The sequence below is a fragment of the Pseudomonas sp. genome, assembly GCF_049301935.1.
Taxonomy (GTDB): domain Bacteria; phylum Pseudomonadota; class Gammaproteobacteria; order Pseudomonadales; family Pseudomonadaceae; genus Aquipseudomonas.
In genome coordinates this window covers 1-21,033 of sequence record NZ_JBAQLP010000100.1, presented here as the reverse complement: position 1 = coordinate 21,033, position 21,033 = coordinate 1, and the positions used below count along the sequence as shown (strand labels likewise).

Here is a 21,033-nt window from a genome sequence, read left to right as displayed (position 1 = left end):
ACGGAATAACCCAAGGACACGCCATGACCGCTGCCCTCACCGCCATCGCCCCGATCGAACAAGGCATTGTGCTGATCGTTGACGACACCCCGGACAACCTGGCCGTGCTCTCGGACGCCCTCGACCTGGCCGGCTATATGGTGCTGGTGGCCATGGACGGCACCAGCGCCCTGGAACGCATGCACCGCCGCCGTCCCGACGTGGTACTGCTGGACGCCATGATGCCGGGCATCGACGGCTTCGAAACCTGTCGGCGGATCAAAGCCCAGGCCGAGCTGGCGGACATTCCGGTGCTGTTTATGACCGCCCTGAGTGACAGCGAGCATGTGGTCGAAGGCTTTGCCGCCGGCGGTATCGACTACGTGACCAAGCCGATCCGCACCGACGAAGTGCTGGCCCGCGTCGCCGCCCACCTGCGCACCGCTCGCAGCCTACGCGCGGCCCGTGAATTGCCGGCCGAGCGCCCACAACTGAGCGCCGCGCAAACCCAGGCGGCGTTGAGCAGCCGTTACCTGCTCACCGAACGGGAAGTGGAAGTGCTGCAATGGGTGGCCTGCGGCAAAACCAACCGCGACATCGGCGACATCCTCGGCCTCAGCCCGCGCACGGTGAACAAACACCTGGAGCATGTCTACGTCAAACTCGGCGTAGAAACCCGCACGGCCGCCACCTCAGTGGCCCTCTCGGCAATGGCCGAACGCACCTGAGCCAGGCTGGCTGTCGTGAATAAGAAAGCCCGCCGAAGTGGCTAATGCTGTTCACTTTAGGTCGCATGCGTTTTGCTCCCCTCTCCCATTTATGGGAGAGGGGCTGGGGGTGAGGGCTGAAAACACCGCCAAACTGGAGGCATTCCCCTCTGCCTAACCCTCTCCCCGGAGGGGCGAGGGGATGATCGCGTCCACTCGGTGCCTAAGTGAACAGCATGACGCCAAAGTGGCGGGCCTCGTTCAAGCGAGTTGCGGATCAGACGCGGAACGCTCCAATCAGCTGCTTCAGGCGTGCCACCAGCCCGGACAGCTCGCGGCTGGCCTGTTCGGTCTGGCTGGCACCTTCGGCAGTGCGCTCGCCGGCCTGGCTGATTTCGACGATGTTCTGGTCGATATCCTGCGCCACGGCGGTCTGCTCTTCGGCAGCAGTGGCGATCTGCTGGTTCTGGTCGACGATCATGCCTACCGCGCCGAGGATATTTTCCAGCGCCTGCTGCACCTTGGCCGATTCGCTGACAGTGGTATCAGCCATCTTGTGGCTGGAGCTCATTGCCTTGACCGCCGCACCGACGCCGCCCTGCAGCTTGGCGATCATCGATTCGATTTCCTCGGTGGACTGCTGGGTGCGCTTGGCCAGATTACGCACCTCATCGGCCACCACGGCAAAGCCGCGCCCCTGTTCACCGGCACGCGCGGCCTCAATGGCAGCGTTGAGCGCAAGCAGGTTGGTCTGTTCGGCGATGCCCTTGATCACGTCCAGCACCTGGCTGATCGAGGCGCTATCACTGGCCAGTTTGTTGATCACCGCCACCGACTGGTCGATCTCGCCGGCCAACCGCTGGATGCTGCCCACCTGGGACTCAACCAGCGCGCGACCGCTGACCGTTTCATCGTTCACGCTCTGCGCACTGCCCACCGCGGCAGCAGCGCTATGCGCCACTTCCTGGGCCGTGGCGGACATCTGATTCATGGCGGTGGCGATCAGGTCGATCTGCCCACGCTGGCCGGCAACCGCCTGGTTGCTTTCGCCGGAGACCTGTTGCACGCGATCTGCCTGACGTTCGACCTCAACCACGGTCTGGCCGACGCGCTCAATCAACTGGTGGATCTTGCTCACCGTCTCATTGAACACCTGGCCCAGTTCGCCCAGCTCATCGCGGCTCTGCGCCTTGAAGCTGACGGTCATATCGCCAGCAGCTACCTGGTTCATCACCTGGCCAAGTTTTTTCAGGGTGGTGCGGATCGACACGTAGAAGCCGCCGTACAGGTAGACGATCAGCAGGAACACCACCAGCAGGGCCGCGACCAGCAGCACCATCTGCGTACGGTTTTCCTCCAGGCGCACCTGCAGTTGCTTATCGAGGAACACCAGCACCGCATCATTGAGCTGGTAGGTTTGCTGCATGGCGCCGCTGATATCGGCATAGAACTGCGCCCAGGGCGTGTCCAGCGAATCGGCGATAACCACTTTGTCCTCAAACACCACGGCAGTGGTTTTTAGGGTTTCCAGGCTGCTCGCCGCCTGGCTGGCCAATTCGGTGCGCGCCTGCGCGCTGCTGTTGAGCGATGCCTGCAGGTTCAGGCCATACTCGCCATGTAACTTTTCCAGCTCCAGCAACAACTCATCGAACGCGGTGCTGGCCGATGAATTGAGAAAGCCCTGGGCCAGCGAATAGGCGCCTACCGCACGGCCTTCGCTAAGCGCCGCAGTGACCTTGGGCGTGTCCACGGTGACCAGCTCGATCATCTGCCGCACGGCGCCCTGGCGGTCCTGGCTGAGGCCCGCTTGAGCGGCGACCAGCTTGATAAATACCTGAGAGCTGCCCAGCAGCTTTTCGGCCAGGGCAATCTTGCCCTGCAGCGAGGTCTCGGCCTGCACCGCGCCCAGTTCGGCAATCAGCTGATCGCGTTTGCTGTTGAACTCCTCGACCTGCTCAGCCTCGCGTACTACCGCCGCCATGCCCTGCAACGCCTCGCCGATATTGCCTTGCAGCTTGACCAAGCGCGCTTCAAGATCACCCGCCTGACCGGACTGACCGATCATCGCATTGACCTCGGTGAGATCGACGTAGTCTTCGAGGTTACGCCGCAGCGTCAGGCTTTCACCGAGCAGATCAATGCTCTCGAGAGCCGCCTGGGTGCTGATGAACTGCCGGTAGGAGTCACGCACCAGGTAGAAGTTGGTGACCAGCATGGGCAGAAAGAACAGCACACTGATCAGACTGAACTTCATGCCGAAGCTGAGGCGGTTCATTAGCGCGATGGCCGGATACAACACGGTCTTCACAGGACGTCTCCAGTTCTAATTATTGTCGTGTAGGCTTACAAACGGCCGGGCAGAGTCGCAAACGGCGGCTTGCATGTCCCTTGCTGCTCGACCTGTGGTGTTTGCATCAGCGGGGTAAATACGGGCAGATTAATGTGATCGATATCACACAATAGTCGTCGAGCAGGGCTGCCATATATACCTCTTATCGACCCCAACCTCTGTAACTTAAGGTTAATGATGCATACACCACTGAAGCTGGGCATTGATCTGGGTGGCAGCAAGATCGAAATAATCGCCCTGGAAAACGGCCAGCAAGCCCTGCGTCGGCGCGCCCCAACACCGCAGGGCGATTACCAGAAAACCCTCAGCCTGATTGCCAGTTTAGTTGAAGATTGCGAGCGCGAACTGGGCCACCGTGGCAGCGTCGGCGTGGGCATTCCCGGCACCCGCTCCCCCGACCATGGGCGAATCAAGAATGCCAACTCGCAGTGCCTGATCGGCGAGGACCTGCAGGCCGACCTTGAGCAGCGCCTACAGCGCCCGGTGCGCCTGGCCAATGACGCCGACTGCTTTGCCCTGTCAGAAGCCTGCGATGGCGCAGGCGAAGGTGCCGTGAGTGTGTTCGGGGTCATTCTCGGCACTGGCGTCGGTGGTGGCCTGGTCGTACGCCAGCAACTGCTCAGCGGGCCGAATGCCATCGCCGGCGAATGGGGGCACAACCCACTGCCCTGGCGGCGCAGCGAGGATGGCCCGAGCCGGCGCTGTTATTGCGGCCAGGATGACTGCATCGAAACCTTTCTCAGCGGCCCGGGCTGGGCGGCGCGCAGCAACCTGGGCCTGGATGCAGGGGCATTGGTGAGCGCAGCAGAAGCCGGCAATGCACGCGCGCAACAGGCCGTGGCCCGCTATTGCGACCAGCTGGCGCGCGGTCTGGCATCGGTAATCAACCTGATTGATCCGCATGTGATTGTACTGGGCGGCGGCCTGTCCAACAGCGCAGCGCTCTACTCCCAGGTAGCGCCACTGCTGCCGCGCTATGTGTTTTCCGATCAGGTCAACACGCGCCTGTTGCAGGCCAAGCACGGCGATTCCAGCGGTGTACGCGGTGCCGCCTGGCTGTGGAACGAATAAACGGCCTCAGACAAGCAGGGTCCACACGGCAAACCCGGCGTACCAGAACACTGCCGCACGCACCAACAACTGCCACAGGTCATCCAGGCTGCTGACACCCGCCTCGCCAATCACCGGTTCCGGCGTCTCGCCGGCGGCGCGCGCGCTGATGATCACCAGCTGCGCCGCGCTGATATCCCAGCTGAGCAATTCATGCAGCAACGCCCGGCTGACCCCGGCAAAGTTGCCCACCAAGGCAAAGCTGGCGGCCAGCACGCGCACCGGCAACCAGTCGAAACCGTGACGCACCTGCACGGCCACCTCACGCAAGGCCGGCACCGTGGCATGTTCGCTGGCCAGGGCAACCAGCCGATACGCCAGTGCCGCCAGCGGCCCCAGCAGTGCGTACCAGAAAATCACCGCGAAAAAGCTCTGATAGGCCTGCCACACCAGATGGCCCTGCACGCGCTGGAGTAACTCACCCTCCTCATCCGCCTCCAGCGCCAGATCGCGCCGTGCCACCAGGTACGCGGCCTCGGCATCACCACGGCGCCAACTGTCGCGAAACGGCCCTAGCGCCGTCAGCAAATCGCCACGCCCCAGGCTGTAGATCACCACCAACAGATGCACCGGCAGGGCCAACCAGCCGTACGCAACAGGCTCCAGCACCAACAGAGCCAGCCCGAGTGCCAACAGCGGCAGCAGCACCAGCAAGGCCAGCGCCCGCCAGGGGCGCTCTGCCCACTGCGGCTTGCCTTCAGTTGCGGCCAACGCGCGTAGCCAGGGGCCATCGTGTTGAATGCGGTTGCGCCAGGCGGAAAACTTCTCGACCCACAGCACCAGCAACAGCACCAGAAAGTTCATGTCAGCTCCTTGTCTTGCTGCAAGGCCGTGCGCACGCGCGGCCAGTCGAATGCCGGGCCCGGATCGGTCTTACGGCCTGGCGCGATATCGCTATGCCCACAAATGCGTTCCAGGGTGATCGCCGGGTAAGCCGCTTGCAGCTGCCGGGTCAGTTCAATCAGCGTGGCATACTGCGCTGCGGTAAACGGCAGATCATCCGTGCCTTCGAGTTCGATACCGAGGGAAAAATCATTACAGTTCTCCCGTTCGGCAAATCGTGACACCCCGGCATGCCAGGCGCGCTCGTTACAGGAGACGAATTGCGTGACCGCGCCATCACGCTCGATAAAGAAATGCGCGGACACCCGCAGGCTGGCGATGCTGGCGAAATAGGGGTGTTCAGCCGCGTCCAGACGATTCTGAAAGAACGCCTGCACCTTGCCCGTGCCGAACTGCCCAGGCGGCAGGCTGATGTTATGGATCACCAACAGGGAAATTTCGCCCAGCGGCCGCTGATTGAAATTCGGCGATGGACAGTGCTGAGCGCCATCGCACCAGCCACTGGAAGGGTCCAGCTGCATAAAGACTCCTTGAACGAGCCACCACTCTAGAGCAGCACTTGCTCAAGGCCAAGGGCGAATGCCCAAGCAGACATGCAGATGCAAAAACGCCGCCTGGCAATACCCCGGCGGCGGCGTTGTGACGCATCAATACAAGAGGATCACGTGCCCTTGAGCTTGCGCAGGTTGCCAATCACCGACTCCAGCGCCCGATCAAACAGCAGCGCATCGTCCAGCAGGCGCACCGCACCACGGCGGAACTCCACAGCCAGGCCCATCCGGGTTTTCTCCAGCACCTTCATGCCGGTGCGGTTAACGAAGATGTACTTGCCCGTCGGCTTGATCACCGCCGCCAACTTGCAGCGCAGTTTGTGCTCTTCATCTTCCTGAAACTCGACCCAGCTGCCGACCCGCAGGCTATCGACTTGCCGCAACGACTCATCGTCATCCGGCAGGCTGGCCTCCGGCTCGGCGTTACGCAGCTCACCCGGCGCCAGCAGAATGATCTCTTCCACCACCTCGACCATTGCCGGCTCTTCGAGCGCCTCGGCAAGCGGCAACTCCAGCAGCGGTAAATCGTCCCCGGCTTCGGCCAGTGCTACGCACTGCTCTTCATCGATCTCGGCTGGGCTCGGCTCGGCATCTGCGGCGGGCTTATCCTCCGGCAGGCTGCGCTTGAAACGCTGAAAGGCCTGCACATGAATTGCCTCCAGCTGACTGAAGAACTCGCCCGTGGAGAACGGATCGAATGCCGAATTGGCCATGCCTTCGCGCAGCGCCTTCAGCAACCCCGGCACTATCTCCAGCAGGCGCATGCGCGCCTCGGGTTCATCGTGCGGCTCTACGCTCCACACCAGGTCATCCATGGTTGCCAGGGCCGCCTGCCATTGGCTCGACTCAACCCCATGCTTCAGGCAGGTCAGCATCAGCACCTTGCTCCAGGCCTCTTGCAGCAGGCGCACCACCACCTCCGGCAGGGTCTTGCCGAGCAAGCGCTGATTCAGCGCCTGCTCGACTTCGCGGCGGGCCAAAGCCGCCTTGGCGCTACCCTCTTCGGCATCCCGGGTACGCTGCTCCAGCAGCTCGCTGCGGCGACGCTCGTCACCGGTAAAGGCCAGAAAATCCGCCAGCAGCTCGGAAAAGATCAGCGGATCATCGACAAAGTCATTGAGCAGACGCTGCACCACCTGCTCGATCTTCTGATACAGGCTGTCACGCTGCGCCTCATCCTGATCGCCCCAGCCCAGGGCCGCCGAGGCAACCTCATTCAGCAGGCGGCGCGCTGGATGGCTACCACGGCTGAAGAAGGTCTTGTCGATCACTGCCACTTTCAGCATCGGGATCTGCAGGCGGCCGATCAGCGCCTTGAGCGAATCCGGCAAGGTGCGATCATCGAGAATGAATTCGAACAGCATCGTCACCAGGTTGATAACGTCTTCATCAACCTCACCCACCACCCGTGCCTTACCCACCTTGGTACTGGCACGGGCGAGCAGGCTTTCCAACTGCTCACGCAAGTCGAAGTCATCGCTGGCCTGCGCCGGCGCACGCTGCTGCATGTGTGAGAGCAGACGCATCAGGTCATTACTGGAAATCGGCATGGCCCCAGCAGGCCGATTGCGCCGCGGCACCAGCGTACCGCGCGCCTGAGCAAGCAGCTCCTGCAAGGCGCCGAAAACCTCTTGCACACCCTCGTTGGCAAACTCAGGCGAGCGCTGCGCTGAGTCGTCCTCACGCATGCCGCTGGCTGTAGCGCTGGCACGCGAAGGGTTACGCCGCGCTGGCGCAGATTTGAGGTCCGGCAACACCCCGGCAGCGATCAAGGCCTGATTGGCTTCGGCATACAGCTGATCAAGATCGCTGAGCACATACTTCTCGAACAGCTTGAGGATGATCAGCTTGACCCTGATCTCCACACCCAGGCTGCTGCAGGCGTCCAGGAAAGACTCACACAGGCTGGTCGGACCAATCGGGTTGCTTTTGTCGTCCAGCTTCTTGCTGACCATGGCGTTAAAGCGCGTGGTGAGATGCCCCAGCGCCACCCCATCGCGGCTCATGACCTTGGCCACCATCGAATCCAGCGCCACCGCCTCTTCCAGCGCATCGTCCTGTACCAGCGACAGGCTGCTGAACGACACCCCATCCAGCGCTACAGGCTTGCCGATTTCATATTGATTAAGTGTCGCGAAGGCCTCGAACACCTTATGCAAGAAGCCACGCTCGATATTCTTGCGCTTCAAGCGCAAATCGCGCATCGCCTCAAAAAAAGCGTTTTGCTCGGCATTGCTGGTGGCGCGATCCGCCATCTCGAACAGCGTGTCGTCGGCATTATCAAACAGTGCCTGCAACGCCGTTTTCAGCTGTTGCGCCGCTTTGTCACGCACATTGGTCAGCGCCACGGGCAGTCTTCCTACCGGCGAAGTGGGCGATTGCGCAGGGCTCACCGTACTCAGGTGAACCACATTCGCATCAGTCTTCATTGCGAGTCTCCTGCAGACTGCCCCTCTTGGGCTAACCGATCTGCATAGGATCAACTGAGCGTCATCCGTAACGTCAAATGCCTGGCGTCAACAATTATAAAAGTAAAGCCATTATAGGGATGCACGTACGCGCACCAAGCTGGCTTTTGCTCCAGACATGACCCAGGTCACAGATGTAACACCACAGCTTCCCAACGGTTACCTGCATGCGACCAACGCAACCGCCCCATCGATAAACAGCGGCTGCGCACAATTTACACATCACCTCTTAGCATAGCCCCATAGCCGCCAGAGAGCAGCGGCAAACACTGCGCAAACAGCCGGCAATCCCTATACTCGGCGCATTCTGCTGACTGGAGCCCATCATGCCCAACCTAAGCCTCGCCGACCTCGCCACCGAAATCGAGGCCAACGTGCGCCGCGCACTGGCAGAGGATATTGGCAGTGGTGACATCACCGCCCAACTGATCCCCGCCGAACGCCTGGCCCACGCCCAAGTTATCACCCGTGAATCCGCAGTGATCTGCGGCACCGCCTGGGTCGATGCGGTATTTCGCCAACTCGACCCACGGGTCGCCGTGCACTGGCATATTCAGGATGGCCAACGCGCCGAGCCCAACCAGGTGTTGTTTGAACTGCAAGGCCCCGCCCGCGCCCTGCTCAGTGGCGAACGCAGCGCCCTGAACTTCCTGCAGACGCTCTCCGCGGTCGCCACCCACTGCCAGCACTATGCAGACCTAGTACAGGGCACTGCCGTAAAACTGCTCGACACCCGCAAAACCTTGCCCGGCCTACGTTTGGCGCAAAAATACGCCGTCACCCAGGGCGGCTGCCACAACCACCGCATCGGCCTATATGACGCCTTTCTTATCAAGGAAAACCATATCGCCGCCTGCGGCGGCATCGCCCAGGCTGTGGCAACCGCACACACAATCGCCCCCGGCAAGCCGGTGGAAGTCGAAGTGGAAAGCCTGGAAGAACTGCGCCAGGCGCTGGACGCCGGGGCCGACATCATCATGCTGGATGAACTAAGCCTGGATGACATGCGCGAGGCAGTCGCCCTCACTCAAGGCCGCGCCAAACTGGAGGCCTCCGGCGGGGTAAACCAAAGCACCCTGCGGGCGATTGCCGAAACCGGCGTGGACTACATCTCGATTGGCGCACTGACCAAGGATGTAAAGGCGGTGGATTTATCGATGCGCCTGAGCCTGTAGCCGCCAGAAGTAGGGTGGGTTGAGCAACGCGATAGCCATACGGGCCCAGCCACTTGCATGATGGGTATCGCTACGCTCAATCCATCCTACGGGTGATTAATGCTATGCCTGCGTTAGCCGTTGCAGGAAATCTTAAGGAAAAACACCGAACCTGTAGGAGCGGGCTTACCCGCGATGCTTTTGAGTTAGCACGTAGGATGGGTTGAGCAACTAAGCGTCAGAGTCAATTTGCCGTGGCCTACCCCTTGGCAGAGGCGCTGCACGGCGAGCAGTCCTCGCTTCGATCTGAACACGAAAGCGATCATTACCCAGCGCCCAACCCTTGTTCGTTGCATTGCGAATAACGCTCAGCACGTAGGATAGGTTGAGCAACGCGATACCCATACGGGGCCAGCCGCTTGCATGATGGGTATCGCTGTGCTCAACCCATGCTACGGGTCACCAACTCATCTTCCTGCCCCATGGCATTGCATCGATAACTGGACCAGGGGTATTCACCGGGCTCCGTCACCATCGCCGCCCGCACCGGGTTCAACTCTATATATCGGATGCAAGCCAGTAGATAACTCTCCGAATCGATTACGGTCGCGCGGTAACGGCTTTCCCAAAGCGTCCCCATGTGACCGTATCGGTGATTGAAATACTGCACATAACGGCGACCGAGTGACTGCAAGGCCTTGGCGATACTGTCTTCAGCACCCGGAGTGGCCAGCAGATGGACGTGGTTGGTCATCAACACATAAGCATGAATAGCCAGGTCATATTGCTCGGCTGCCCGCTTCAACCAATCGAGGTAGACCGAATAATCGTCTTCGCAGGAAAAGATGGCTTGCCGGTTATTGCCTCGCTGAATGATGCGCGGCGGCACGCCGGGTAAACCGTAGCGAGGAAGGCGAGGCATGACTGATCCGCTGATGACTGCCCGAGAGACCAAGGCTAGCGGCTAAATCGACTCTGCCCTCATATCCAATAAAAACTTAGTTATGGGTACAGGCGCCGCCAGCGGCCAGATTGCAGGTCACCGTGCCGGTGCCGGGAGTGCGAGGAGTAGCTGTGAAGGAGCCGGCCAGAGTCAAGGTAGCGTCAGCACCGGCATAGGCCGAACAGGCACCATTACTCGCAATCGCAGGGTTTTCAGAGCTGTTCAATCGTACTAGAGCATCACGGGCATAACTCTTCGCCTCACCCAGGCAAGCACTGTTTGCAGCTTTAATGGTGTAGTTCTGATAGGCAGGCAGCGCAATAGCAGCCAGAATACCAATGATCGCAATTACGATAATCAACTCAATAAGGGTAAAGCCTTTGTGCACTTGAGTCTGCATGGGCACCTCCTTGAAGCAATAAGACCCGGATTGCCAGAGATAAAAAACCCATCGAGCCAATATAAAAATGCCCCGCACAAAGCGAGGCATTTTTTATACCAGCATGCGGTGATACTTATGCATGTGTAGCGCCTTTGGCCACTTCACCCTAAGGATCAACCCCTCATAGCAAGATGTAGCTTATGGAGCAGCAGTGAGAAGGCAGCTAGCACTGGCGTCGCAAGTCACAGAACCAGTACCAGGGGTTTTAGCCGCAACGGTGAAAGGCAGCGCGTTAGCAATATCCGCAGCGCAAGCAGAGGCAGTATGAGCAGGCTCCTCAGCAGCGAGACTACCATTAGAGGTCCAAACCAACACCGCGCCAGCATGAGCCTTAGCCTCGCCAAGACATGCATTATCTCCAGCTTTGCGGGTGTAATCCTGATAAGCCGGCAGAGCAATGGCAGCCAAAATACCGATAATCGCTACAACGATCATCAGTTCGATCAAGGTAAAACCTTTTTGAGCTTTCATGATTTTCTCCTAAAGATGGGCAGGTCCAGCGACCTGGTCGGGTATCAGCAATTAGAATGCCAACTCTTGTAAACACATAGTTTCCGGCCTTATCACCTTACGACCACCAAAGCTTCGCATTACGAGCCAGGCACTAACTGCCATTTTTCGTCACCCCAAAGCCATGCATTTGGCAGCCAGAAGCAACTAGGCTATAACGCAGACATTGTTATGGAGCCTGCGATGAACGATAGCGTGTCCCTTACCGGCCTTGCCCGGCAGATGGTTCTGGCCGAACTGCTCGATGAGAAAACCGCTCAGCAAGCCCAGGCCCAAGCGCAACGCAACAAACTCTCATTGGTCACCTACCTGGTGCAGAACAAGCTGGTAAAAAGTCGCGTACTGGCGGAGCTGGCTTCCGAGCAGTTCGGCGTATCCTTCCTTGACCTGAATGCTGTAGACAAGGAAGGCCAGCCCAAAGACCTGGTAAGCGAAAAACTCGTTCGCCAACACCGCGCCATGCCGCTGTGGCGGCGTGGCAATAAACTCTTTATTGCCGTTTCCGACCCCACCAATCATCAAGCCGTAACGGATATGCAGTTCAGCACCGGCATGAATACCGAAGCCATATTGGTTGAGGACGACAAGCTGGGCGAGGCGATCGAGAAATTCTTCGATACGGCTGCAAGCGGCATGGAGGACCTGGCCGACATCGACCTTGATGGCCTGGATGTCGAAGCCGTTAACGACGACGGAAAGGACGACGGGGAAGGCAACGCCGCCGATGATGCGCCAGTGGTGCGTTTTGTTAACAAGATGCTGCTGGATGCCATTAAATCCGGCTCATCCGACCTGCATTTTGAGCCCTATGAAAAAACCTACCGCGTACGGTTCCGTACCGACGGTATTTTGCAAGAAATAGCTCGCCCCCCTATCCAGCTCTCACCCAGAATTTCTGCGCGGCTAAAGGTGATGGCCGGCCTGGATATTTCCGAACGCCGCAAGCCGCAGGATGGGCGCATTAAAATGCGCATCTCCAAGACTAAGTCTATCGACTTTCGTGTCAGCACCTGCCCCACCCTGTGGGGCGAAAAGATCGTGATGCGAATACTCGACTCGGCCAGTGCGCAGATGGGCATCGACGCCCTAGGCTATGAGGAGTCGCAAAAAGAGCTGTATATGAGCGCCCTTAAGCAACCGCAAGGCATGATTCTGGTCACTGGCCCAACCGGCTCCGGCAAGACCGTATCGCTGTATACCGGCCTGAATATCCTCAACACCGTTGATGTGAATATTTCCACCGCCGAAGACCCGGTGGAAATCAACCTGGAGGGCATCAACCAGGTCAACGTCAACCCCAAGCAGGGCATGGACTTTACCGCCGCACTCAAGTCATTTCTGCGCCAGGACCCGGACATCATCATGGTCGGCGAGATTCGCGACCTGGATACCGCCTCCATCGCCATCAAAGCGGCACAGACCGGACATATGGTCATGTCCACCCTGCACACCAATAGCGCCGCAGAGACCTTGACCCGCCTGCGCAATATGGGTGTGCCTTCCTTCAACATTGCCACCTCGGTCAACCTGATCATCGCACAGCGCCTGGCCCGCAAGCTGTGCAACAGCTGCAAGAAAGAGCTACAGATCCCGCGCGAAGCCCTGCTTGAGGAAGGTTTCCCGGAGGACAAGATCGGCACCTTCAAGATTTACGGCCCGGTGGGCTGCGAAAACTGCAACGGCGGCTATAAAGGTCGTGTCGGGATTTATGAAGTGGTTAAAAACACGCCGGCCCTGCAACGGCTTATCATGGAGGAAGGCAACTCTATTGATATCTCCATCCAGATGCGCAAAGACGGCTTTAATGACCTGCGTACCTCAGCCCTGCTGAAGGCCATGCAAGGCGTAACCAGCCTAGCCGAAGTGAACCGCGTGACTAAGGACTAACCGATGGCCGTTAAAGCAATAAAAACCAGCACCTTCGCCTGGGAAGGCACCAATAAGCAGGGTGCCAAGATCAAAGGCGAAGCCAGCGGCCTGAACCCTGCCCTGGTCAAGGCGCAACTGCGTAAGCAGGGTATTAACGCGACCAAAGTGCGCAAAAAACCCACCTCCCTGTTCAGTGCAGGGAAAAAAATTAAGCCGATAGATATTGCGCTGTTTGCCAGGCAAATGGCCACCATGATGAAAGCCGGCGTACCGCTACTGCAATCGTTTGATATTATTGCCGAGGGACTAGACAACCCCAACATGCGCAAACTGGTCGATGATATCAAACAGCATGTTGCTTCCGGCAACAGCTTTGCAGCTTCACTTCGCACTCGCCCAGAGTACTTCGATGACTTATTCTGCAACCTAGTGGACGCCGGCGAGCAGGCAGGCGCACTTGAAAATCTGCTCGACAGGGTTGCCACTTATAAAGAAAAAACCGAAGCACTTAAGGCAAAAATCAAGAAAGCAATGAACTATCCGATCGCCGTAGTTGTAATTGCTGTTCTTGTTTCCGCCATCCTTCTAATCAAAGTAGTCCCTCAATTCGAGACAGTATTTGCGAGTTTCGGCGCGGAACTCCCAGCATTTACTCAATTCGTAATCGGCATATCCCAAGGACTACAAAAGTGGTGGCTTGTATTCCTTATCGCCTTGTTCGCAATAATATTTACGTTAACTGAGTTCAAGAAACGCTCTGAAAAATTTAGAAACTGGATTGATCGAACAGCTCTCAAAGCACCGGTTGTTGGCGACATTATCTACAAATCTTCGGTTGCCCGTTATGCACGCACGCTGGCAACTACCTTCGCCGCAGGTGTACCCCTTGTAGAGGCATTGGACTCGGTAGCCGGCGCCACCGGCAATATAGTATTTAAAAATGCCGTCCAAAAAATCAAGCAGGATGTAAGCGCCGGCATGCAACTAAATTTCTCCATGCGCAGCACCGCAGTATTTCCCTCCATGGCTATACAAATGACCGCTATCGGTGAGGAGTCCGGCGCATTAGACGTGATGCTGGATAAAGTAGCAAGTTACTATGAAGCAGAAGTTGACAACGCCGTCGACGGACTTACAAGCCTTATGGAACCTATAATCATGTCGGTGCTAGGCGTGCTTATTGGCGGCCTGATTGTTGCCATGTACCTGCCGATCTTCCAACTCGGCGCGGTGGTCGGATAATATGCAAGCGATAAACGCGCTAATTAATAGCCCGTTACTTTTCTCCTCAAGCGTGTTTTTAATCGGCTTACTAATTGGCAGTTTTCTTAATGTAGTGGTGTACCGCCTGCCCATCATGATGCAGCGCGACTGGCGCGAGCAGGCCCGCGAGATATTGGAGCTGCCTGGCGAAGCTCAGACAGCCACCTTCAATCTGGTATTGCCCAACTCAAGCTGCCCGCACTGCGCCCACGAAATTAAGCCGTGGGAAAACATCCCGCTGATCAGTTACCTGTTTCTGCGCGGCAAGTGCTCAAGCTGTAAAGCGCCGATCAGCTTGCGTTACCCACTAGTTGAGCTGAGCTGCGGTTTGTTGTCGGGCTTTATTGCCTGGCACTTCGGCTTTACCTGGCAAGCGGGCGGCATGCTGCTGCTGACCTGGGGCTTGCTGGCGATGAGCCTGATTGATGCAGACCATCAGCTGCTGCCGGACTCACTGGTGCTGCCACTGCTGTGGCTCGGCTTGATTGCCAACAGCTTTGGCCTGTTTACCAGCCTGGGCGATGCGCTCTGGGGCGCGGTGGCCGGCTATCTCAGCCTGTGGTCGGTGTACTGGTTGTTCAAACTGGTCACCGGCAAGGAAGGCATGGGCTATGGCGATTTCAAGCTATTGGCCATGCTCGGCGCCTGGGGCGGTTGGCAGGTATTGCCGCTGACCATCTTGCTGTCGTCGCTGGTTGGCGCGGTACTGGGCCTGATCATGCTACGCCTGCGTAACGCCGAAACCAGCACACCCATCCCCTTCGGCCCCTACCTGGCAATTGCCGGTTGGATTGCCTTGCTCTGGGGTGAGCAAATCACCTCTCGCTACCTGCAGATTGCCGGCTTCTAGGTTTGTGCTTTGTTATGAATCAACACCCGTAGGATGGGTTGAGCGCAGCGATACCCATCAGACGTTAATCAGCCTATAGCGCTGATGGGTTACGGCGCGACCGACCACGCACAACCTGACAGCCCACCGGCATGCGCCTAACGTTTGTCTATTAGCCCGCCCCGGTGAGCGCAGCGAACGGTTTGAGCCATTTGTTAGCTGCGGCGATTATTCATAGTGCGTCCAAAGGCGAAGAATTTTCACAGTTTTCTCCTGCTCCAGAACTTGATAAACCAAACGGTGCTGAATATTTATTCTGCGGGAATAAGCACCTACCAAGTCGCCGACCAGTTTTTCGTAAGGTGGCGGATTCTGCAATGGATTGTCTGCTACAACCCTGAGCAGTTCTTGAGCTTTGGCCTTTAAACCTGATGACGCTAATTTCTGCGCGTCCTTCTGAGCCTGTTTCGTATACACCAACTGCCATGTCACCAGTCCAGCTCCTTGGCACATGCGTCTGGCGATTCAGCCATTCCTTCCTTGATCGATTCCCGCATGCCAGGGACGGCTAGAAGGTAAAGCGTTTCTTGTATAGCCTCCCAGTCCTCCGAGGAAACTAGGACAGCGTTATTCCGCTTGCCTGCAATGACAATAGGCTGGTGTGATTCTGCTGCTTGATCCAAGAGACGATACAGATTGGCGCGAGCCTCACTCGCTGTGAGCGTATGCATAAAGACCTCCGACAAGAGCTTTTAGCGTACGCCAAGCCGTACGCACCCACAAGCGGGAAAGCAGCTAACCCATCCTACGAACTAGGTTGGTCATGTTATGAATCAACACCCGTAGGATGGGTTGAACGCAGCGATACCCATCAGACGTTAATCAGCCTATACCGCTGATGGGTTATGGCGCGACCGACCACGCACAACCTGACAGCCTGCCGGCATGCGCCCAACCCATCCTACAAACTAGGTTGATCACGCGCCCACCGTTCGCCAGCAACCAAGCAGCTGCACTACAATCGCGCCTCTGGATGACCGACACGAGCGCGCACCTTGACCACAAAACCCTGGATTCTCGGCCTTACCGGCGGCATTGGCAGTGGCAAGAGCGCTGTGGCCCAGCACTTTATCGACCTGGGTGTGCATCTGGTCGATGCTGACCATGCCGCGCGCTGGGTGGTTGAACCTGGCAAGCCGGCGCTGGCCAAGATTGCCGAGCACTTCAGCAGCGATGTGTTGCAGGCCGACGGCCAGCTTGATCGCGCAGCACTGCGCAACCGGATTTTTGCCGATGCCGATGAGCGGCGCTGGCTCGAGGCCTTGCTGCATCCGCTGATCGGCCAGGAAATCACCCAGCACCTGGCGCGCGCAGAATCACCCTATGCCATTCTGGTTTCACCGTTGCTGGTGGAATCGGGCCAGCACAAGCTGACCCAGCGCATCCTGGTGGTGGACGCTCCCGAGCAACTGCAAATACAGCGCACCATGGCCCGCGACCAGAGTTCCAGCGAACAGGTGCAGGCCATTCTCAAGGTCCAGGCCAGCCGAGAAGAACGCCTGCGCCACGCCCATGATGTGCTGCTCAATGATCGCGATCTGCCCTGGCTGCAAGCCGAAGTGGAACGACTGCACGCCTTTTACCTGACTCTACGCGGAGGCCAAGCATGAGCACACCCACCCTAGTTACCTGCCCCACCTGCAGCGCGCCCGTTGAATGGGGCCCGCAAAGCCCGAACCGGCCCTTCTGCTGCGAACGCTGCAAGCTGATCGACCTCGGCGCCTGGGCCTCGGAAGAGCACGCGATTGCCGGCAACCCACTGGAAGACGACCTGTTCTCTGCCGAGCTACCGCCACGCGAGCACTGATCGTTAAGGCCGCATAAAGCTGTAGTCGCGCTCATCATCCAGGTTGTCAGCGATAAACTGCAGCTCAGCGGCCAGATCCGCCGCGCTGCGCACTGCCAGGCTGCGCTCGATCACGGCGCTCAGTAATGCCCGCAATGCCATCGGTTGCTCAAAACCCTGCGCCTCGACGTCTTTCAAACCCTGCTCAATTGTTTGCCTTGCCCACTGGTGCACACCCATATCACGCCCTCGCTTATTGAGCGATCAAAGATCGCGCATTGCTGCCGCCGCGGCTTGACCTGGGTCAACCTACACAATTGCATCAACACACTGAAGCGCGCGCCATCAGCGCGGAGCATCATCATCTTTCCAGGGCGCCGCCAGATAGCGCGTGCGGTTGAAGGTCTCCAGCCAATCCGGATAGAACACCACCAACGCCGTCACCAGCAGGCCGTTGATAAAGGCCTCGGGAAAAATCACCAACCAGAGGTAACCGATAAAGTCCTCCAGCCAAGGCGGCATCGGGAACAATCCATCCACCCAGAGCACGGCGAAGGCAACGGCGATACACAGCAAGGTCGCCAACGCCGCCGCGAAGAAGCCACTGCAGAAGATGTAGACGAACAGGTTACGCGGCTGCTTTTTCTCGACCCAAAGTGCACAGGCCTCGGTCACCCACACGGGAATCACCACCAGCAGCACACCGTTGACGCCCAGCGCGGCAAAATCCTGCTTACCCAGCGCCAGCAAACCCAGCTGGACAATCAACCCCACCAGCATGGCCAGCGGCCAATCCAGCAGCAAGGTGACCGCGGTCATGCCGATAAAGTGGTAGGACAGGCCCGAGTCGAAATCCCGCCGCACCAGCCACAGCACAAACAGCGCCAGCGCCGTGCCGCCGAGTAGATGCTGGCGGCGCAGATCACTGCATAATTCGATCCAGGGCGCACGCCAGATCGCCCAGCACAGCAGCGGCAAATAGATCAGCCAGCCCAGGATCTGACTGGTGGAAGACAGCACGCTTGCGGAAATCATGCAGAACAACTCCCAAGCCATAGTGGCCAACTTGCGCAGTCTACAACTGCCGCGTACCGCAACACATGAAAAGCCCGCAACAACCGTCGCAGAGGGGTACCAACAACCCAACTGCGCAGGCTAAGCTGAGCCCATGGACGATTCAGATTACCTGCGCCTGCTGACGCATCAGGCCGAACAAGCCAACGCCTTTCTTTCCAACGCACGCAAGTGGGAGCGTGAGCGCTGGGTGTGCCAGCGCCTGCTGCAGGCGTTGAACGTCAGCCACCGCCTGGATGAATTCAGCGCCGCTGGCCATGAGCCGCCTGACGTGCTGTTCCGCGAGGCCAGCTTTGAAGTGTTCTTCGTCCTCGACGAGGGCCGCCGCCTGAATGATGAATGGCGCGCCGAACTGGAACGGCGACGCAGCGCGTTCTCCCTCAGCCAGTTGGTGCGCCGCGAAGCCAAACCCCGGCGCATCGCCGCTGCCGAGCTGCAACAGCGGCTGACGCCGACCCTGCGCAAGAAAGCCCACAACTATCAAGAACGCGGCCTCGACCTGGGCGAGCTGGATCTGCTCGCCTACGTCAACCTGAAGCGCGCCGTGCCGGACTTCAACAGCCACTTTCCGCCGCCAACCGAGTTTCTCCGCCAGGGCTGGCGCTCGCTGTCACTGGTCGGGCCGACTTTTGCCCGCGTGCTGTTCGCCCACCCGGATGCACCGGACTTCCTGCGCCACAACCTCGGCCGCTCGGTGCTGTTCGACGTAGGCATCAGCCTGTGAGCCCGCTGCATGAGTTGCTCGCGGCCGTGCCGCAACAGGGCTGCGTGCGCTGGATTGGCGTACGCCCCGCCCCACGGGCGGCCATGATTGAGCTGGATGCCGTGGAAGCACGCCGCGAAGCCGGCCTTACCGGCGACCACAGCCGGCCGGGGCCGCGCAATGCCAGGCAAGTCACCCTGATCCAGTGGGAACACCTGGCGGTGATCAGCGCCTTGATGGGCCGCCCGGCCGAGCAGCCGATCAGCGCGCCCGAGCTGCGGCGCAATATCGCCATCAGCGGCATCAACCTGTTCAGCCTCAAGGGCCGGCGCTTTCGCCTCGGCCAGGCGATTCTGGAAACCACCGGCTGGTGCCAACCCTGCGCCAAGCTGGAGGAACGTCTGGGGCTTGGCACCTTCCAGGCCATGCGCGGCCACGGCGGCATTACCGCACGCGTGCTACAAGGGGGGATTATTCGCCTGAATGATGCCCTGTGCGTTGAGCCTTTATAAGCCACGCGGCTAGAATGCCCAGCACTTCAGCCGGCAATCGACTTTGCTCAATTGCCAACCGCCCCCTAATTCGAGGCACGTATGTCCAGTCGCCTGAACCCTGATGATCAAAAACGTGTCGAGCAATACCTTAGCGCTCCACAGCATCAGGTCGAACGTCAGCCGTTCAAGGTCTGGCGGCTGCTGCTGATCATCGTCATCGTGGTGATTGGCCTTGGCGTGCTGAGCCGCCTTCTGAGTCGACTGGTGCTATGAGCTGCTTAGCGCTCGCCCACAGCGGCTCGCCACTTTTTCATAAAAGCCTTGTGAGCGTGTCTGATGACTCATCAAATCGTAATTGTCGGCGGTGGCGCCGGCGGCCTGGAGCTTGCCACCCGCCTGGGTAGAACCCTGGGCAAACGCGGCCAGGCCAGGGTCACCCTGGTCGACGCCAACCTGACGCACATCTGGAAACCGCTGCTGCATGAAGTGGCCGCCGGCTCGCTGAACTCCTCGGGTGACGAACTGAACTACGTGGCCCAGGCCAAGTGGAGTCACTTCGAGTTCCAGCTGGGGCGGATGAGCGGTCTCAATCGCGCAGAAAAACGCATCAGCCTGGCTGCCACCCTGGATGATCACGGCCAGGTACTGATGCCTGCACGCGAACTGAGCTATGACAGCCTGGTGATCGCCGTGGGCAGCACCACCAATGATTTCGGCACCGCCGGCGCCGCCGAGCACTGCCTGTTTCTCGACACCCGCGAGCAGGCTGAGCGCTTCCATCAGCAGCTGCTCAGCCATTACCTGCGCGCCCACGCCAGCCAGAGTGCAGCTACCGAGCTGATCAACATCGCCATCGTCGGTGCCGGCGCCACAGGCGTTGAACTGGCCGCCGAATTGCACCATGCCGCACGCGAACTGGCGGCCTACGGCCTGGACCGGATCAGCCCGGAAAATATGCGCATCACCCTGATCGAAGCCGGCCCGCGCGTACTGCCGGCCCTGCCGGAACGCATCAGTCAGCCGGTGCATAAAACCCTGGAGAAGCTCGGCGTAACCGTACTTACCGGCGCGGCCGTCAGCCAGGTCACCCGCGAAGCGCTGCATACCGCGCAAGGCCAGGTGATCCCGGCCACCCTGAAAGTCTGGGCGGCAGGTATTCGCGCACCGGATTTTCTTAACCAGCTGGACGGCCTGGAAAGCAATCGCATCAACCAGCTGCAGGTGCGCCTGACGCTGCAGACCACCCTGGACGACAATATCTTCGCCTTCGGCGACTGCGCCGCCTGCCCGCAACCCGGCAGCGAAGGACGCAACGTACCGCCGCGCGCACAAGCGGCGCACCAGCAAGCCTCGTTGCTGGGCAAAGCGCTGAAGCTGCGCATCGAGGGCAAGCCGCTGCCGCAATACCACTACCGCGATTACGGCTCACTGATTTCGCTGTCGACCTTCTCCGCGGTCGGCAACCTGATGGGCAACCTGACCGGTAGCGTGATGCTCGAAGGCTGGCTGGCCAGGATGTTCTACGTGTCGCTCTACCGCATGCACCAGATCGCCCTGTATGGCGTCACTCGCACACTGCTGATGATGCTGGGCGACCGCATCGGTCGCAGCACCGAGCCGCGCCTTAAGCTGCACTGATTGGCTCAACCCTATCCGCAGGAACTCGCCACGGCCGCACAGCAACATGCGCGGCATGGCCAGTTCTTGCGTTTATTTGCGCCACGGAATGGTGATCTGCATAAATCGCAGGCAATAAAAAACCCGCGCTAGGCGGGTTTTTTATCATTCAAGCATGCTTGAAATGGTGGGTCGTGTGGGATTCGAACCTACGACCAATTGGTTAAAAGCCAACTGCTCTACCAACTGAGCTAACGACCCAAAAATGGTCGGGGTAGGGG

At 59.1% G+C, this 21,033-nt stretch carries 23 protein-coding genes, 1 tRNA gene and 1 pseudogene; 12 read left to right on the top strand and 13 right to left on the bottom strand.

Features of this window, described 5'->3' with window-relative positions; genetic code table 11:
• Positions 1-23: 23 nt before the first annotated feature.
• Positions 24-707 (top strand): response regulator, encoded by a 684-nt coding sequence (locus WA145_RS13515; RefSeq protein ID WP_422582080.1) that lies wholly within the window; start codon positions 24-26, stop codon positions 705-707.
• A 256-nt stretch (positions 708-963) separates the two neighbouring features.
• On the opposite strand, the gene WA145_RS13510 is transcribed toward WA145_RS13515, so the two are convergent.
• Positions 964-1,668, bottom strand: coding sequence for a methyl-accepting chemotaxis protein (locus WA145_RS13510; RefSeq protein ID WP_422582079.1), 705 nt, complete (start codon positions 1,666-1,668; stop codon positions 964-966).
• Between the two features lie 153 nt (positions 1,669-1,821).
• Positions 1,822-2,025 (bottom strand): annotated as a pseudogene (locus WA145_RS13505) (HAMP domain-containing protein); the annotation flags it as partial.
• A 1,188-nt stretch (positions 2,026-3,213) separates the two neighbouring features.
• Here WA145_RS13505 and WA145_RS13500 point away from each other — a divergent pair.
• Positions 3,214-4,107, top strand: coding sequence for an ROK family protein (locus tag WA145_RS13500; RefSeq protein WP_422582078.1), 894 nt, complete (start codon positions 3,214-3,216; stop codon positions 4,105-4,107).
• A 6-nt stretch (positions 4,108-4,113) separates the two neighbouring features.
• Here WA145_RS13500 and ampE read toward each other — a convergent pair whose 3' ends face one another.
• From ampE to WA145_RS13485, 3 genes are all read right to left on the bottom strand, one after another.
• Positions 4,114-4,950, bottom strand: a complete 837-nt coding sequence (gene ampE, locus WA145_RS13495) for a regulatory signaling modulator protein AmpE (RefSeq protein WP_422582077.1) — start codon at positions 4,948-4,950, stop codon at positions 4,114-4,116.
• Positions 4,947-5,510, bottom strand: coding sequence for a 1,6-anhydro-N-acetylmuramyl-L-alanine amidase AmpD (ampD, locus tag WA145_RS13490; RefSeq protein ID WP_422582076.1), 564 nt, complete (start codon positions 5,508-5,510; stop codon positions 4,947-4,949). Before ampD ends, ampE begins: the two co-directional genes overlap by 4 nt.
• Before the next feature lie 140 nt (positions 5,511-5,650).
• Positions 5,651-7,969 carry a DUF1631 domain-containing protein gene (locus WA145_RS13485; protein WP_422582075.1) on the bottom strand — a complete coding sequence of 773 codons (2,319 nt, stop codon included), beginning with the start codon at positions 7,967-7,969 and terminating at the stop codon, positions 5,651-5,653.
• 365 nt (positions 7,970-8,334) lie between these two features.
• Here WA145_RS13485 and nadC point away from each other — a divergent pair, with 365 nt between their 5' ends.
• Complete coding sequence (gene nadC / locus WA145_RS13480; protein ID WP_422582074.1) at positions 8,335-9,183, top strand: carboxylating nicotinate-nucleotide diphosphorylase; 849 nt, start codon at positions 8,335-8,337, stop codon at positions 9,181-9,183.
• A 421-nt stretch (positions 9,184-9,604) separates the two neighbouring features.
• Here the strand turns inward: nadC and WA145_RS13475 are convergent, their stop codons facing one another.
• The 3 genes from WA145_RS13475 to WA145_RS13465 form a co-directional block, all read right to left on the bottom strand.
• Positions 9,605-10,084 (bottom strand): transposase, encoded by a 480-nt coding sequence (locus WA145_RS13475; protein ID WP_422582073.1) that lies wholly within the window; start codon positions 10,082-10,084, stop codon positions 9,605-9,607.
• Positions 10,085-10,160: 76 nt separating this feature from the next.
• Positions 10,161-10,505, bottom strand: a complete 345-nt coding sequence (locus WA145_RS13470; protein WP_422582072.1) for a prepilin-type N-terminal cleavage/methylation domain-containing protein — start codon at positions 10,503-10,505, stop codon at positions 10,161-10,163.
• Positions 10,506-10,685: 180 nt separating this feature from the next.
• On the bottom strand, positions 10,686-11,018 hold the full coding sequence (locus WA145_RS13465; protein WP_422582071.1) for a prepilin-type N-terminal cleavage/methylation domain-containing protein: 333 nt from the start codon (positions 11,016-11,018) through the stop codon (positions 10,686-10,688).
• Between the two features lie 222 nt (positions 11,019-11,240).
• Here WA145_RS13465 and pilB point away from each other — a divergent pair, with 222 nt between their 5' ends.
• Genes pilB through WA145_RS13450 form a run of 3 tightly spaced genes read left to right on the top strand, consistent with a single transcriptional unit; the run spans position 11,241 to position 15,039 of the window.
• Positions 11,241-12,944, top strand: a complete 1,704-nt coding sequence (pilB, locus tag WA145_RS13460; RefSeq protein WP_422582070.1) for a type IV-A pilus assembly ATPase PilB — start codon at positions 11,241-11,243, stop codon at positions 12,942-12,944.
• Between the two features lie 3 nt (positions 12,945-12,947).
• The gene (locus WA145_RS13455) at positions 12,948-14,168 is read left to right on the top strand and encodes a type II secretion system F family protein (protein ID WP_422582069.1); all 1,221 of its coding nucleotides are present in this window, start codon (positions 12,948-12,950) and stop codon (positions 14,166-14,168) included.
• A 1-nt stretch (position 14,169) separates the two neighbouring features.
• A complete protein-coding gene (locus WA145_RS13450) occupies positions 14,170-15,039 on the top strand; it encodes a prepilin peptidase (protein ID WP_422582068.1) in 870 nt (289 codons plus the stop codon).
• A 207-nt stretch (positions 15,040-15,246) separates the two neighbouring features.
• Here WA145_RS13450 and WA145_RS13445 read toward each other — a convergent pair whose 3' ends face one another.
• Both WA145_RS13445 and WA145_RS13440 read right to left on the bottom strand, forming a co-directional pair.
• A complete protein-coding gene (locus tag WA145_RS13445) occupies positions 15,247-15,510 on the bottom strand; it encodes a Txe/YoeB family addiction module toxin (protein WP_422582067.1) in 264 nt (87 codons plus the stop codon).
• Positions 15,507-15,749: a type II toxin-antitoxin system Phd/YefM family antitoxin gene (locus tag WA145_RS13440; protein ID WP_422582066.1), complete on the bottom strand. Its 243-nt coding sequence runs from the start codon at positions 15,747-15,749 to the stop codon at positions 15,507-15,509. Before WA145_RS13440 ends, WA145_RS13445 begins: the two co-directional genes overlap by 4 nt.
• A 324-nt stretch (positions 15,750-16,073) precedes the next feature.
• Between WA145_RS13440 and coaE the strand changes: the two genes are divergently transcribed.
• The gene (coaE, locus tag WA145_RS13435) at positions 16,074-16,688 is read left to right on the top strand and encodes a dephospho-CoA kinase (RefSeq protein WP_422582065.1); all 615 of its coding nucleotides are present in this window, start codon (positions 16,074-16,076) and stop codon (positions 16,686-16,688) included.
• Entirely contained in the window at positions 16,685-16,885 is a 201-nt protein-coding gene (gene yacG / locus WA145_RS13430; RefSeq protein ID WP_422582064.1) for a DNA gyrase inhibitor YacG, read from the top strand. Before coaE ends, yacG begins: the two co-directional genes overlap by 4 nt.
• 3 nt (positions 16,886-16,888) lie before the next feature.
• On the opposite strand, the gene WA145_RS13425 is transcribed toward yacG, so the two are convergent.
• Positions 16,889-17,104, bottom strand: a complete 216-nt coding sequence (locus WA145_RS13425) for a hypothetical protein (protein WP_422582063.1) — start codon at positions 17,102-17,104, stop codon at positions 16,889-16,891.
• Between the two features lie 105 nt (positions 17,105-17,209).
• Positions 17,210-17,899: an energy-coupling factor ABC transporter permease gene (locus tag WA145_RS13420; RefSeq protein ID WP_422582062.1), complete on the bottom strand. Its 690-nt coding sequence runs from the start codon at positions 17,897-17,899 to the stop codon at positions 17,210-17,212.
• Between the two features lie 133 nt (positions 17,900-18,032).
• Here WA145_RS13420 and WA145_RS13415 point away from each other — a divergent pair, with 133 nt between their 5' ends.
• The 4 genes from WA145_RS13415 to WA145_RS13400 all read left to right on the top strand — a co-directional run bounded on the left by WA145_RS13415 (position 18,033) and on the right by WA145_RS13400 (position 20,773).
• A complete protein-coding gene (locus WA145_RS13415) occupies positions 18,033-18,662 on the top strand; it encodes a DUF1780 domain-containing protein (RefSeq protein ID WP_422582061.1) in 630 nt (209 codons plus the stop codon).
• Complete coding sequence (locus WA145_RS13410) at positions 18,659-19,153, top strand: MOSC domain-containing protein (RefSeq protein WP_422582060.1); 495 nt, start codon at positions 18,659-18,661, stop codon at positions 19,151-19,153. Before WA145_RS13415 ends, WA145_RS13410 begins: the two co-directional genes overlap by 4 nt.
• A gap of 81 nt (positions 19,154-19,234) precedes the next feature.
• A complete protein-coding gene (locus WA145_RS13405; protein WP_422582059.1) occupies positions 19,235-19,408 on the top strand; it encodes a DUF3094 family protein in 174 nt (57 codons plus the stop codon).
• A gap of 63 nt (positions 19,409-19,471) precedes the next feature.
• Positions 19,472-20,773, top strand: coding sequence for an NAD(P)/FAD-dependent oxidoreductase (locus WA145_RS13400; RefSeq protein ID WP_422582058.1), 1,302 nt, complete (start codon positions 19,472-19,474; stop codon positions 20,771-20,773).
• A 164-nt stretch (positions 20,774-20,937) separates the two neighbouring features.
• On the opposite strand, the gene WA145_RS13395 is transcribed toward WA145_RS13400, so the two are convergent.
• A tRNA-Lys gene (locus tag WA145_RS13395) sits at positions 20,938-21,013 on the bottom strand.
• Positions 21,014-21,033 lie beyond the last annotated feature (20 nt).